Annotated in this window: 12 protein-coding genes; 7 read left to right on the plus strand and 5 right to left on the minus strand. The window is 67.8% G+C overall.

The features are described from left to right. Positions 1–159: 159 nt before the first annotated feature. Positions 160–1,074 carry an esterase/lipase family protein gene (locus F624_RS0119185; RefSeq protein ID WP_019575965.1) on the minus strand — a complete coding sequence of 305 codons (915 nt, stop codon included), beginning with the start codon at positions 1,072–1,074 and terminating at the stop codon, positions 160–162. A gap of 178 nt (positions 1,075–1,252) precedes the next feature. On the opposite strand from F624_RS0119185, the gene F624_RS0119190 reads away from it, so the two are divergent. Together F624_RS0119190 and F624_RS0119195 are read left to right on the plus strand one after the other, a co-directional pair. Next, positions 1,253–2,947: an AMP-binding protein gene (locus F624_RS0119190; RefSeq protein WP_031255569.1), complete on the plus strand. Its 1,695-nt coding sequence runs from the start codon at positions 1,253–1,255 to the stop codon at positions 2,945–2,947. A gap of 22 nt (positions 2,948–2,969) precedes the next feature. Then, positions 2,970–3,887, plus strand: a complete 918-nt coding sequence (locus tag F624_RS0119195; RefSeq protein WP_019575967.1) for an MBL fold metallo-hydrolase — start codon at positions 2,970–2,972, stop codon at positions 3,885–3,887. 12 nt (positions 3,888–3,899) lie between these two features. Here F624_RS0119195 and F624_RS0119200 read toward each other — a convergent pair whose 3' ends face one another. Together F624_RS0119200 and F624_RS0119205 are read right to left on the minus strand one after the other, a co-directional pair. Beyond that, the gene (locus tag F624_RS0119200; protein ID WP_019575968.1) at positions 3,900–5,672 is read right to left on the minus strand and encodes an alkaline phosphatase D family protein; all 1,773 of its coding nucleotides are present in this window, start codon (positions 5,670–5,672) and stop codon (positions 3,900–3,902) included. Between the two features lie 126 nt (positions 5,673–5,798). Then, entirely contained in the window at positions 5,799–7,817 is a 2,019-nt protein-coding gene (locus tag F624_RS0119205) for a lytic transglycosylase domain-containing protein (protein WP_031255570.1), read from the minus strand. A 9-nt stretch (positions 7,818–7,826) separates the two neighbouring features. Here F624_RS0119205 and F624_RS0119210 point away from each other — a divergent pair, with 9 nt between their 5' ends. The 3 genes from F624_RS0119210 to F624_RS0119220 all read left to right on the plus strand — a co-directional run bounded on the left by F624_RS0119210 (position 7,827) and on the right by F624_RS0119220 (position 9,268). Then, positions 7,827–8,402: a 5-formyltetrahydrofolate cyclo-ligase gene (locus F624_RS0119210; RefSeq protein WP_019575970.1), complete on the plus strand. Its 576-nt coding sequence runs from the start codon at positions 7,827–7,829 to the stop codon at positions 8,400–8,402. A gap of 105 nt (positions 8,403–8,507) precedes the next feature. Next, a complete protein-coding gene (locus F624_RS0119215) occupies positions 8,508–8,981 on the plus strand; it encodes an antitoxin PaaA2 family protein (RefSeq protein WP_031255571.1) in 474 nt (157 codons plus the stop codon). Further along, positions 8,978–9,268, plus strand: a complete 291-nt coding sequence (locus F624_RS0119220) for a type II toxin-antitoxin system RelE/ParE family toxin (RefSeq protein ID WP_019575972.1) — start codon at positions 8,978–8,980, stop codon at positions 9,266–9,268. Before F624_RS0119215 ends, F624_RS0119220 begins: the two co-directional genes overlap by 4 nt. A 16-nt stretch (positions 9,269–9,284) precedes the next feature. Here F624_RS0119220 and F624_RS0119225 read toward each other — a convergent pair whose 3' ends face one another. After that, positions 9,285–11,129, minus strand: a complete 1,845-nt coding sequence (locus F624_RS0119225; RefSeq protein WP_019575973.1) for a diguanylate cyclase — start codon at positions 11,127–11,129, stop codon at positions 9,285–9,287. A gap of 124 nt (positions 11,130–11,253) precedes the next feature. Here F624_RS0119225 and F624_RS0119230 point away from each other — a divergent pair, with 124 nt between their 5' ends. Both F624_RS0119230 and F624_RS0119235 read left to right on the plus strand, forming a co-directional pair. Then, a complete protein-coding gene (locus F624_RS0119230; RefSeq protein ID WP_019575974.1) occupies positions 11,254–11,937 on the plus strand; it encodes a glutathione S-transferase family protein in 684 nt (227 codons plus the stop codon). An 18-nt stretch (positions 11,938–11,955) separates the two neighbouring features. Then, positions 11,956–13,227: a multifunctional CCA addition/repair protein gene (locus F624_RS0119235; RefSeq protein WP_019575975.1), complete on the plus strand. Its 1,272-nt coding sequence runs from the start codon at positions 11,956–11,958 to the stop codon at positions 13,225–13,227. 24 nt (positions 13,228–13,251) lie between these two features. On the opposite strand, the gene F624_RS0119240 is transcribed toward F624_RS0119235, so the two are convergent. After that, complete coding sequence (locus F624_RS0119240) at positions 13,252–13,968, minus strand: glycine zipper 2TM domain-containing protein (RefSeq protein WP_019575976.1); 717 nt, start codon at positions 13,966–13,968, stop codon at positions 13,252–13,254. Positions 13,969–14,003 lie beyond the last annotated feature (35 nt).

The following is a 14,003-nucleotide window of genomic DNA, read 5'->3' on the forward strand; positions in this document are numbered from 1 at the left end:
CCACGCTCCCTCACTTCGTGTGGTCGCTGCCCCCCGAGGGGGCCGCAGGCCGCCTTGGGGCGGCCCGGCGCCGGCCTGACCGCTTCGTTGACGGCTGGCTGAATTCAGGAGGGGGCCTGACGGCCTCCGCGGTCACTCACTTCGGGTGGTCGCAGCCGCTCATACATCCAACTTTTCAATCAACGCCATCACCTGGCTGCGCACGCCGGGGTCGGTGGCCAGGGCGACGTGGGGGATGCCGGGCACGAAGTGGGCCTTCGCGCCGGGCAGGGTGGCGGTGTGGGCGGGGAATACGATGTTGTCGCAGTTCGAATGGAAGCAGCTGAAGGCGGCGGCGCGTTCGGGCGGTTCTTCAGCCGCCAGGGCTTGCAGCCAGGGGCTGGCCAGGCGCATCTGGCGGCCGTTGGCGGTGTGGGCCCAGCGAGCGAGCCAGGTGCCCTGATGCGGGGTACCCAGGGTGATCACATGGTGCACACGGGGGACTTCGCCACGCGTTGCGCTGGCGCGCCACCAGGCGCGGGCCACCAGGCCGCCCATGCTGTGGGCCACGACGATGGGGGCCCGGCCGGTGGCCTCGGTGAGGGCCGTCACGGCGCGGTCCACCTGTGCCGCACAGGCATCGATCGAGCCAAACGGAGGCTCCAGGCTGAGCGCCATGAAAGGCCGCCCCACCGCGGTGAAATGCTGCATCCACGGGGTCCAGACGCCCCGGTTGCAGAAGTAGCCGTGGATCAGCAGCACGCCGCGCTGCCCAGCGGGCCCCGGTGGCGATAACTGATCGCCCAGGGCGTCGGCCCGAAATGGCTGCCAAAATCCAAACACCCGGCTGGAGGCCCGCACCTCCGTCACCCAGGCCCGCAGCAGCTGCGGCCAGGGGGCGGGTGGCGCCGGGTCACCCCGGTTGACCCGCGCCATGATCAGCAACTCCAGGCCCAGGGCCAGCGGGTTCAGGGCCAGCAGGCCCAGCAGCACCGCGGCCAGCACCCAGGGCGATTGCGGCCACCACCCGACCCAGGCGCCCGCCATCAGCAGCGCCCCCCAGAGCAGCATCATTCTTTGCAGGCGGGCAATCATCGGCGGCTCACTCCAAGGGAAACTGATTTCATGCGCCGATGATGGCACGCAGCGCTGCATCGAAGCGCAACCCTCTGTGCCTGTCGCCTCAGCGACGGATTGCGCCCTCACCCTAGGACAAGCCCCGTAGCCACCTTTGCTGCAGCGCAGCCAGAATCGAGCGCCAAGGAGAGACATGATGGACAGAATCTGGTTGCAGCACTACCCGGCCGGCGTGCCCCAAACGATTGACCCCGAGCAGTACCGTTCGGTCCCCCACCTGCTGGAGGAGTCGTTCCGCAAATTTGCCGACAAGCCGTTTTCGGTGTGCATGGACGTGTGGATGAGCTACGGCGAGCTCGACACCCTGTCGGCTGCGCTGGGCGCCTGGCTGCAGTCGCGCGGGCTGGAGCCCGGGGCCCGGGTGGCCATCATGCTGCCCAACATCCCGCAGTTTGCCGTCACCATGGCCGCGGTGCTGCGCGCCGGCTACACCTGCGTCAACGTCAACCCGCTCTACACCGCGCGCGAACTCGAGCACCAGCTCAAGGACTCGGGGTCGACCGCCATCATCATCCTGGAGAACTTTGCCCACACCCTGCAGGCGGTGATCGACAAGACCCCGATCAAGCAGGTGGTGATGACCTCGATGGGCGACCTGCTGGGTGGCCTCAAGGGCGCCTGGATCACCTTTGCCGTGCGCCACCTGGCCAAGATGGTGCCCCCCTACCAAATCGCCCTGACGCCCGGGCGCAGCGTGGTGCCCTTCAGCCAGGCCCTGGCCGAGGGGCGCGGCAAGAAGCTGCAGCCGGCCAGCAGCAACCTCGATTCGATCGCCTTCCTGCAATACACCGGCGGCACCACCGGCCTGTCCAAGGGCGCCACCCTGACCCACCGCAACATCGTGGCCGCCACCCTGCAGGCCGACGCCTGGTTCAAGCCGGCCCTGGCCCGCATCGGCGACCCGACCAAGATCAACGGCATTGCCGCCCTGCCGCTGTACCACATCTTCGCGCTGACCCTGTGCCTGCTGGCCATCCGCCAAGGTTCGCACCTGACGCTGATCCCCAACCCGCGCGACATCGGCAAGTTCATCAAGGAGCTGAAGAAGCGCCCCTTCCACATGCTGCCGGCGGTGAACACCCTGTTCAACGCCCTGCTGCAGCACCCCGAGTTCAAGACGCTCGACTTCTCGCACCTGTGCATCTCGCAGGCCGGCGGCATGGCGGCGGCCGAGGGCACGGCCAAGGCCTGGCAGCAGCTCACCGGCTCGGCCATGGTCGAAGGTTGGGGCATGAGCGAGACCTGCGCCATCGGCACCAACAACCCGGTCACCAGCACGCAGTTCTCGGGCTCGATCGGCCTGCCCCTGCCCAGCATCGACATCGCCATCAAGGACGACGCCGGCAACACCGTGCCGCAGGGCGAATCGGGCGAGATCTGCATCAAGGGCCCCAATGTCATGACCGGCTACTACCAGCAGCCGGCCGAGAACGCCAAGGCCTTCACCAGCGACGGCTTCATGCGCACCGGCGACGTGGGCGTGATGGACGAAAAAGGCTACACCCGCATCATCGACCGCAAGAAGGACATGATCCTGGTCAGCGGCTTCAACGTGCTCCCCAACGAGCTGGAGCAGGTGATCTCGCTGTGCCCCGGCGTGCTCGAGTGCGCCGCCATCGGCGTGCCCGATGCCAAGCAAGGCGAGGCCATCAAGATCTTCGTGGTGCGCAGCGACCCGGCGCTCACCGAAGACGATGTGGCCCGCTACTGCCGCGAAAACCTCACCGGCTACAAGCACCCCAAGCACATCGAGTTCCGCACCGAACTGCCCAAAACCAATGTGGGCAAGATCCTGCGGCGCGAGTTGCGCAACAGCGCCGCGGCCCACTGATCCCGTCACACGCCTGAACGCCATGGTTCACCCCGCCCTGCCCTCGGGCGTCAGCGTGTTCGAGCGCGGCTGGCTCTCGGCCAACAACATCCTGCTTGACGGCCCCGCGGGCGCCGCCCTGGTCGACAGCGGCTACGCCAGCCACAGCGAGCAGACCGTGGCCCTGGTCGAAGCCGCACTGGGCCCGCGCCCCTTGGTGCGGTTGCTCAACACCCACCTGCACAGCGACCACTGCGGCGGCAATACCGCGCTGCAGGCCCGCTACCCTGGCCTGCAGACCTGGATTCCGCCGGGCGAGGCCGAGGCCGTGCGCGTCTGGGACGAAAACCGCCTGAGCTATCAGCACACCGGCCAGCTTTGCCCCCGCTTCGGTTTTGACGGCCTGTTGCAGCCTGGCACCGAACGGCGGCTGGGCCAGCAGACCTGGCAGGTGCATGCTGCACCGGGCCATGACCCGCATTCGGTGATCCTGTTCGAGCCCGCCAGCGCCACCCTGATCTCGGCCGATGCGCTGTGGGAGAACGGTTTTGGCGTGGTTTTCCCCGAACTCGACGGCATCGCCGCCTTTGACGAGGTGGCCGCCACACTGGACCTGATCGAGCGCCTGGCACCGCGCACCGTGGTGCCCGGCCACGGCGCGGTGTTCCACGATGTGGGTGCGGCCCTGGCCACGGCGCGCCGACGCCTCGACGGCTTTGTCCGGGCGCCTGAACGCCACCAGCAGTACGCCACCAAGGTGCTGCTGAAGTTCAAGCTGCTCGAGTGGCAGCAGATCGGTCTTGACGATCTGAAGCGCTGGATGCAACAGACCCCCCACATGCGTGAGGCCGCCAGGCGCATGGGCGGCGCCTCCGACGAGGCCTGGCTGTCCGAGCTGGTCGCCCAACTGGTGGCCTCGGGCGCTGCCCGGCTGCAAGGGCAGCAACTGCTCAATGCATGAGCCGGGTGGGGCTCAGACGTTGTCCGTCACCACCGGCGTCTTGCTGCCCGCGGCCAGCGTGATGCGGGTGCGCTTGAGCACCGGGCTGTCGGGCACGGTGCCGCTGCTGGTGAGCGGCTTCATCTTGGTGTAGATCACCTGCAGGCTGCTGGCCGTGAGGGTGGCCGAGGCATAGCCCTGGGCGTCGTGGTCCACATAGGCAAAGTCGGGGTTGTTGCCCTTGAGCACGGCGTCAAACGTGGCCGGCGAGGTGACCAGGGCCGCCAGCGGCGTGCTGCCGGCGCCGGCCTTCACATAGCTGTAGAAGCTCGAGCTGCTGATGCCGGCGCTCACAAAATCGACCACCGCAGGCGTGCCGGTGCTGGTGTCGGGCTTGTCGCGCACCACGCCGCACTGGAAGGCGTGCAGGTCGCCGGTGATGGCCACCACGTTCTGGATGTTGTTGCTGGTGATGTAGCCCAGCAGGTCGGCCTTGTGGCTGGGGTAGCCATCCCAGCCATCACAGTTGACCACGTACTGGGCGTTGTAAGGGGCCGGTGCACTGGCGCGCAGGTCCAGCCACAGGCGGCTCAGCATCACCTCGTTGCCCCACACCTTCCAGGTGGCGGTGGAGTTCGACAGGGTCTGCTTCCACCACGCGGTCTGGGTGGTGCCGAGGATGGAGGGCATGCGCCCCAGGGCCTGGGTCTTGAGGGCTTCGAACTGCTGCAGCACCGGCACCTGCACAAAGTAGCGGGCACCGATCGAATCGCTGCCATTGATGGGGTCATGCCCCTGGGCGCTGGCAATGGTGGCTTCGTTGACCACATGGTCGTCGCGGTACAGGCGCTCGTCCGTCATCACCAGGTGCATCAGGGTGCCAAAGCGGAAGTCGCGGTAGATGCGCAGGTTGTTGAAGGCCGCGTTGGCGCTGTCGAAAGACACATCGCCGAAGTCCACCGGCATGTACTCCACCCAGGCCTGGTTGGCGGCGCGGCGGCGGGCCGTCTGTTGCAGGTTGGCGTTGGTATAGGTCTGGTGGTCCTGCCAGCAGTCATCGCTGAACTCATGGTCGTCCCAGGTGGCGATCATGGGGAACTTGGCATGGATGGCCTGCAGGCGGGCGTCGCCACGGTAGGTCTTGTACAGCGTGCGGTAGTCGGCCAGCGTGGTGGCATACACCGTGCCGTCGCTCAGCTTGGTGCCATCGGGCAGGCTGATGCGGGCATGGGCCGGCTCGGCCGCGCCGCTCTGGAAGGCCGCCCCCACGGTCTCGTAGATGTAGTCGCCCAGGTGCACCACAAAATCCAGGTCTTCGGCCACCAGCAGGTTCATCGCGGCCCAGTGGTTCACGCTCCAGTCCTGGCAGGTGAACCAGGCAAAGCGCAGCTGCGCCAACGTGGCCGTGCTGGCCGGAGCCGTCTTGCCCACGCCCACGGCGCTGACGTCATTGCCGGCCAGAAAGCGGTAGTACAGCGGTGTGGCCGCCGGCAGGCCGGTCACCTTGGCGCGCACCGTGTTGTCGTAGGCGGCGCTTGCCACCAGGGGCAGATCGGCCAGCAGGTTGAAGAACTGGGCCGTGGTGGACACCTGCAGGCGCACGCTGATGTCACCGCTCACCCCGGTGGCGCGCACACAGCGGCTCCAGAACACCAGGCTGCTTTCACGCGGGTCGCCACTGGCCACCCCCTGCGGAAACTGGTAGGTACCAGCCCCTTCGCTGCCCCCACCACCACCGCAGGCGGTCAGGGAGGCGGCAGCCACGGTGAAAAAGGCAGAACGGGACAGGAATTGACGGCGATCCATGTGAAGAGCTCGTGAAGATGGAATGAGCCCGCAGCATGGACGCCTGCGATGACAGGGGCGTGAAACCAGACCGATGGGCAGCCACACCGGCTTGCCCATCGCAGACCTGGGCGCGTGGGGACGCGCTCAGGGCAAATCGGTGCTCGGGTCGGGCACGCTCTGGTCACGCGGGCCCACCATGCCCAGCCGGCTTTTCAGCGACTGGGGCTGGCCGGTGATCAGGGCGGCATACACCGTCGTGTTGGCCAGCACCTTCTTCACGTAATCACGGGTTTCGGTGAAGGGGATGTTCTCGGCCCAGATCGCGGCTTCCAGCATGGGGCCGTTGCGCCAGTTGCGTGGTCGGCCCGGGCCGGCGTTGTAGGCCGCAGCCGCCATGGGCATCGAGCCACCGAAGTCGTCCAGCGCCAGCTTCAGGTAGGCCGTGCCGATGGCGATGTTGGTGTCGCGGTCGGAGATCTGATCGGGGGTGAAGCCGGTCAGGCCGATCTTCTTTGCCGTCCAGCGGGCGGTGGCGGGCATGACCTGCATCAGGCCCGAGGCGCCCACGCCCGAACGGGCGTCCATGATGAAGCGGCTTTCCTGGCGGATCAGGCCGTACACGTAGGCCGGGTCGAGGTTGATCTCGCGCCCGCGCCGCAGCACCTGGTCCCGGAAGGGCATGGGGTAGCGTTGATTGGCATCGAACACGCTGCGCGTGCGCTCGCTGGTGTTGATGCAGCGGTCCCACACCTCGCGCTGGCAGGCCAGGTCGGCAGCGGCCAACAGATCACGCTCGCCCAGGCCGCCCGGGCTGTGCAGATTGGTGCTGTAGTTCCATTCGCGGTTGCCCTCGGAGCGCAGGCCGATGGCGATGGCGTACAAGGCCCGGTTCAGGCCGGCGTTGTTGCGCGCTGTCTCTTTTTCTTCAGGCGACAGGGGCACGGGCGCCGGTGGCAGCACCAGCTTTTGGCCCAGTTCGTCGAGCGCCAGCTGTTCATAGAAGCCGCGCGGGCCGGCGATCGCCTGCAGGGGCTGCAAGGCCTCACGACGCTCGGCCTCGTTGCGCGCCTGCGCCAACTGGGCCCGCGCCCGCCAGTAGACCCAGATGCTCTCCTGCCGCGCCTCTTCGCTCATGGCGCGCAAGGCGCCCAGGGCCTGGCGCCACTGGCCGGCGCGCAGGGCGGCGCGCACCTTCCAGCCCAGCAGGTCGTCGTTGAGGTCGGTGTCTCGGTTCACCTTGCCAAAGTAGCGCGCGGCCTGCGGGTCGAGCTTGAGCGCGGCCTGCTTGCCGATCACGCCCAGCACCCAATGCTCTTCCTCGGGCAGCAGTTGCACGGCCCAACGGGTGTCCAGCAGGGTGGCCGCGGTGTCGGGGTCGCTGAGCGCGATCTTGATCAGGGCCAGCACCACCAGCTCCTGGCGCACCCGGCTTGGGGCTGCGGCACGCTTGGCCAGAAACTTCACCGGGCTGTCGTTGATCAGGGCCAGTTCGGGCAAGACCTCGGGCGCCACCACGCCTACCGCGTTGCGGGCGGCGCGCGGCCGGTTGGCCTCGGTGGCGATGCGCGCCTTGCGCCAGATGTCAAGGGCGGTCAAGCGCTTGCCGGCATAGAAACGGTCGGCGGCCAGGGTGCAGCCATCTTCGGCCTCGCGCAGGCCGTGCCACAGGCGCCGCACCTCTTCGGCCGCGCCGGGTGCCGCCACGCCCTTGAGGTAGTCCACCGCCAGGGCGTAGCAGCGCAGCTCGCGGTCGTCGCCCATGCGGTACAGCGGGTATTGCGCTGCAAAGCCCTCCCAGTCACGCCGCTGGCCCAGCAGTTGCAGCCAGTCGGCCCGCATGCGGTCTTCCTGGTAGGTGCCCACATAGCGCGCCATGAAGGCCTCGACCTCGTCGGCGCTGGCCTCGTTCAGCCGGGCCCGCAGCTCCCAGTAGGCGGCCCAGGGCTCCAGCACGTGGCCGCGCGCCAGCGGCAGCAACTGGGCCAGCTTCTTGCGATCGCCTTTGCGGAAGGCCTGGCTCATGTCGACCAGCACATCGTCGGCCCGGTTCTGCCCCGCCATGGAAGCCCCTGCCAGGCCCCCGGTTTGAGCCTTCGCAAGGCCCGCTGAGGTGCTCAAAACCAGAGACACCAGAAGCGGTGTCAAAATCTTCTTTAGATACATGAGGGAATTATGGACAAGTTAGCGGTTCGCAAGGCACTCATTGAGCAACGACTGAACCTGCCAGACAGGCTCCAGCGCGCCGAGTTGCTGCAGCGCGTGATGCGCATCTGGCTGGTCGGTCGCACCGATCAGGTCATTGGGGCCTACTGGCCCATCAAGGGCGAATTCGACCCCCTGCCCGCCTTGCACCGCTGGAAGGAAGACGGCGAGCTGCAGGGTGAGCCCCAGCTGCGCCGCATCGGCCTGCCGGTGGTGGACAAGGTGCACAAGACCCTGACCTTCCACGCCTGGTACCCGGGCTGCCCCATGGAAGAAGACGCCTACGGCATCCCCAAGCCCAAGGACACCGAGCTGATCGTGCCCACCCTGCTCTTCGTGCCCTGCGTAGGCTACGGCCCCGGCGGTTACCGCCTGGGCTACGGTGGCGGCTTCTACGACCGCACCCTGGCCGCTCTGGAGCCCCGCCCGGTGACGGTGGGCCTGGGCTACACCCAGGGCTTTCTGCCCGACTTCGAGCCCGAGGCGCATGACCAGCCGCTGGATGCGATCCTGAATGACAACGGGGTGGTTTGGCCGGTGGGGTGATTCGGCGCTTCCCCGACAGCTGGTGGTGTGGTTCCGGTGGCCGCACGTTGCACTTTCTAAGAAAACGCAGAACAATCCGATCCGTTCTGTCCTTCTCCCGCTGCCATGCCTGCCACTGTCCGAACACCTGCTCCAACCATTGACCACAGCACCCTGACCCGGCTCGTTCATGCGGGCACTCCTGTGGGCGCTGAAGTGGTGGCCAACACGCAAGGCTGGGGCATCGTCATCCACTGCGGCGACGCCCGTCATGTCCTGGCCGCAGTTCGAGGCAAGCCGCGCACGTTTCGCCAGTTCGACACCCTGGCCCACTACCTCCAGGCCCTGGGCATCACCGAATTCAAGGTCAACACGGCAGCGTTTTCGCAGGGCGTGGCCAGGCCAATGGATGCACGCCGCGAAGCGGCTTCGGCCCGTATGAAACAGGCCCATGAGGCGGCCTCTTATGACACCTGGTTCAAGGCCCAGGTGCAGGCCGCCATCGAGGACCCGAGCGCCTCGGTGCCTGATGCGGAGTCGCGTCAGCGATTCGCGGCCAGGAGGGCCGCTCTGCTTGCGCGCGCTCAGGCCCTCAATTGAGCCGTCGCCTGAACAACGGGCTGGCGTGGCGTCCCCTGGCACTGGAGGATCGCGAGGCCATCATGGCCTACATCGCAGAGGACCATGTTCAAGCGGCGATCGATCTGGACATGGCGTTTGAAGACCATGCCGAGCGCGCCCGCTTGAATCCGAAGCTCTACAAGCCAGGTCGTGTGCCGGGCACGCGGGAAATCGTGGTGCGACCCAACTATGTGATGGTCTACCGCGAGTTGGAAGGCGGTGTGGAGGTGTTGCGCGTTCTGCATGCGGCGCAACAGTGGCCTTGACCAGATCAGAGGCCCCTCACAACCCCCCAGGCGCACTCGCAAACGCATCCGGCAAATCCTCATGGAAGGCAAACCCCGTCTGCCCATCCTGCTTGACGTGGTACATCGCCCGATCCGCCGCCCGCAGCAGGCCCGGCAGGTTGGCCCCGTCGTCCGGGAAGCGGGCCAGGCCCAGGCTGGCGCCCACGCTCAAGGGGTGGCCCTGCCACGCCATCGGGGCGCGCACGGCCTGCAGCACGCGATGGGCCACCTGCCCCAGGCGCTGGCGGTCGTGCAGACCGGTGAGCAGGATCACGAACTCGTCGCCCCCCAGGCGGGCCACCACGTCGGCGGGGCGCACCTGCTCGCGGAGGCGCCGCGCCACCTCCTGCAGCATCTGGTCGCCGGCTTCGTGGCCGAAGCGGTCGTTGATGGGTTTGAAATTGTCCAGGTCCAGCAGCAGCAGCGCATGCCGCTGACCGGGCTGCAGCAGACGCTGCGTCGCCTGGGCCAGCCCGGCCCGGTTGGCCGCGCCCGTCAGGGTGTCGGTTTCGGCCACGATGGCCAGGTGTTCAGCGCGGGCGTGCAGTTCGGACTGCGCCCGACGCAACACGCGGATGCGGGTGCCCAGGGCCACGGAGAACACCAGCAGCTCGGCTGCCACCCCCAGTTGCAGCACGTTGAGGTGCATCGCCGTCCAATGCAGCACGCCCCAGTTCGACAACACGAGCAAAAAGGCCGCGGCAAAAACCACGATCAGGCCCAGAATGTACAGGCCGGCGGGGCGGTAGCCATGGCGCAGCCCCAGCAGTGCCCCGGCCAGACCGGTGACGGCCCCCACCATGGCACCGATCTCGGTCGCCGACATCAACCAGCGCCAGTGCCCCATCAGGCCCAGCACCACCGACAGCAGCATCAGCCCCATCAAGCCCTGCGAAAGACGATCGACCAAGGGGGCATAACGGGCCAGGTCCAGAAAACGGCGCGCGAACAGGATGGCCCCCACGATCCACGCCGCCGGCGCGAGCACATAAGCCCACTCGGCCCACGAAGGCTGGTCTGGCCACAGATAGCGGGCCACATGACCGTTGAAGCTGGCAATGGTCAGCAACGCACTGGCGCAGTTCAGCAGATAGTACGCATACACCCGGTCACGGAACAACACCAGCAGGACCAGGTTGTAGGCCAGCATGCCCAGCAAGATGCCGTAGCTCAGGCCATCAAACAGGCGCTTGGTCTGCACCCCGGCCATGTATTCGCCGGTGTCCCAGGCCGTCAACGCATAGACCTGGCCCAGACGCGACACGGCACGCAGGTAGATCACATAGTCGCCGGGCTGCGCCAGGTGAAAACGGTACACCATGCGCTCGGCGCCCAACGGGCGGGCACTGTAGGGGTGGGTGATGCCCATGACCACGGGGGGCGACAACGCCTGGCCAGAGTCGTCGTAGGGGCCGTAAAAAGCCAACTCGCTGGCAGCCACCGAAGGCACTGAAATCAGCCAGTCGCCCTCATGGCCGACCTGGCGCACCGGGATGCGGAACCAGTAGGGCTGGGTGTTCATGTTGGTGGCCACCGGGCTGACCGGCACCTCGAAGCGCGCCTGGTTGGCAGGGGTACGCACATCGTCCACGCTCAGGTGTCCGGTGGTGTCAATCCAAACCCCCATCACCCCGGCCAAGGGCAAGCCCTCGGCGCCCGCCCGCAGTGTGAGCTCAGTCGCCCCACCATGCGAACGGACAGCCTGTCGCCCACCGGCCTGGAACAGCACCAGCGCCAGCAAGGCGAGCATAAACAAAAGCACGGCCCCGCCGGCCCACCACTGCGCCACGCTCAGGCGCCGCGGCTCCCACACGGACGACAGCCAATCCCGCAACAACATGCAACAAGTGTAGATGAGGCCGCTGCAGAGGCCCCGTCAGCGTGGCATGATGCTGGCCTCTCGAAACCGTCGGCGGCGCGCCCCCGGCACCGGTCGGGGCCCGGCCCCTGCGGAAGGAAAGCACATGCTCAAGCTGGTGATCGGCAACAAGAATTACTCGTCGTGGTCCATGCGGCCCTGGGTGCTGCTGCGCCAGGCCGGCATCGAGTTCGAAGAGGTCAAGGTGCGCTTCGACTCCTTTGCGCCCGATTCGGCCTTCAAGCGCGCCCTTGCCCGCCTCAAGGTGGCCGGCAAGGTGCCTGTGCTGCTGGACGGCGACCTGGCCATCTGGGACACGCTGTCGATTGCCGAGTACCTGGCCGAATCCTTCCCCGACAAACACCTGTGGCCGACCGACCGCAAGGCCCGCGCCCGGGCGCGCAGCCTGTGCGCCGAGCTGCACTCGGGCTTCAGCGCCCTGCGCAGCCACTGCCCCATGAACATCGAGGCCAGCCTGCCCGAGGTGGGGGCCCTGGTCTGGCGCGACCAGCCCGGCGTGCGCGCCGATGTCGAACGCCTGGAAACCCTGTGGGGCGACGCCCTGGCCGAGCACGGCGGCCCGATGCTGTTTGGCGACTTCAGTGTCGCCGACGCCTTCTTCGCGCCCATCTGCACCCGGTTGCACACCTATGGCCTGCCGCTATCCGACACGGTGGCCGCCTACGTGCAACGCGTGCGGGCCCTGCCGGGCGTGCAGGCCTGGATCACCGAGGCCCTGGCCGAGCAGGACTTCCTCGACTTTGAAGAGCCCTACCGCCTGAAGCGCTGAACCCGGAACAACCTGACGATGCAGATCTACCTGGTAGGGGGGGCGGTGCGCGACGCACTGCTGGACATGCCCGTGCAAGACCGCGACTGGGTGGTGGTGGGCGGCACGCCCGAGGCCATGGTGGGCCTGGGCTTTGCCCCGGTGGGCAAGGATTTTCCGGTGTTCCTGCACCCGCAGACCCATGAGGAATACGCCCTGGCCCGCACCGAGCGCAAGAGCGGGCGTGGCTACAAGGGCTTTGTGGTGCAGGCCTCGCCCGAGGTCAGCCTGGAAGACGACCTGGCGCGGCGCGACCTGACCATCAACGCCATCGCCCAGGCCCTGCACCCCGACCCAGCCACCGGCCGCATCGACCCGGCCGACCCTGGCCCAGGCACCCTGATCGACCCCTGGGGTGGGCAGCAAGATCTGCAAAAGCGGGTGCTGCGCCATGTGACCCCGGCTTTTCGCGAAGACCCGGTGCGCATCCTGCGCGTGGCCCGCTTTGCCGCGCGCTTCCCCGACTTCACCCTGGCCCCCGAAACCCTGGCCCTGATGCAGGAGATGGTGGAAGACGGCGAGGTGGACCACCTGGTGCCCGAGCGCGTCTGGCAGGAGCTGGCCCGTGGCCTGATGAGCCAGCGCCCCTCACGCCAGTTCGAGCTGCTGCGCGCCTGCGGCGCCCTGAAGCGCCTGCTGCCCGAACTGGACCGACTGTGGGGCGTACCCCAGCGCGCCGACTACCACCCCGAGGTGGACACCGGCGTGCACGCCATGATGGTGCTGGACATGGCCGCCCGCCTGAACGCCCCGCTGGCCGTGCGCTACGCCTGCCTGGGCCACGACCTGGGCAAGGGCACCACCCCGGCCGACGTGCTGCCGCGCCACATCGGGCACGAAGAGCGCAGCGCCCGCCTGCTGAAAGACGTGGCCACGCGCCTGCGCGTGCCGGTGGACTGCCGCGAGCTGGCCGACGTGGTGGCACGTGAACACGGCAACCTGCACCGCAGCAGCGACTTCGGGGCCGCCGCCCTGGTGCGCCTGCTGGAGCGCTGCGACGCGCTGCGCAAGCCCGAACGTTTTGAAGAGATCCTGCTGGCCTGCGAGTGTGATGCCCGCGGGCGCCTGGGGCTGGAAGAAAAGCCCTACCCCCAGGCCGCGCACCTGCGCCAGGTGCTGGCCGCCGCGCGCTCGGTGATCACCGCCGATGTGGCGGCCGAAGCAGCTGCTCGAGGGGCCCAGGGCAAGGCTGTGGGCGATGCGGTGCACGCTGCCCGCGTGCACGCTGTGGCGCAATCACTGGGCTTGTGACTGGCCAGGTTGCGCCTGACGGGCTCAGCGCCAGTGGTGACGCCCGCCGCCGTGGTAACCACCACGCCAGCCCCCCCAGTAACCCAAGCCCAGGCCCAAACCAAAAGTGACCGCCGGGTAATAGGACGGCGCATAGTAGGTGGGTGCCGCATAGACCACCGGCGGCGAGCTCACGTAGGTGGTGGTGGGGTAGGTCTCGGTGTAGACCGTCTGGGCCACGGGCGGGGCGTACACCGGGGCGTACATCGGAGCAGTGACCGGGGCAGCGGCCTGCTGCGCCACCGGGCTGACCTGCAACTGCACCGTGGGGCCCGGGTCGTTGGGCATCTGGGCGCTGTACTGGCGGCCACCGTACTCATAGACCACGTTGTAGCCCACGGCGCGGTTTTCATACACGGTCTGGGTGCTGCACTGCTGCACATTGCTGACCTGGGCCGGGGCCGAGCCCTCGATGCTGTCGCCCAGGATGGCGCCTCCCATGACCCCCGCCATGGTGGCCACGGCACGACCGGCGCCGCCGCCCACCGCATTGCCCAGCGCCCCGCCGGCCACCGCGCCCATCAGGGCGCCCGCGCCCGATTTGGGGGGCTGCACGGCCACCTGCTGCACCGTGCAACTGGGGCGCTGCACCGCCACCTGCTGGTAGACCGGGGTGGACGAGATGACGCGACCTTGCTCCTGGGCCTGGGCGGCCGTGGCGGCCAGCAACAGGGCCGAGCTGATGAAGATGACGGGTTTCATGGTGATGTGCCTCCGGCAAGAATGCCTTGATACCC

The sequence above is a fragment of the Curvibacter lanceolatus ATCC 14669 genome, from assembly GCF_000381265.1.
Classification (GTDB): domain Bacteria; phylum Pseudomonadota; class Gammaproteobacteria; order Burkholderiales; family Burkholderiaceae_C; genus Curvibacter; species Curvibacter lanceolatus.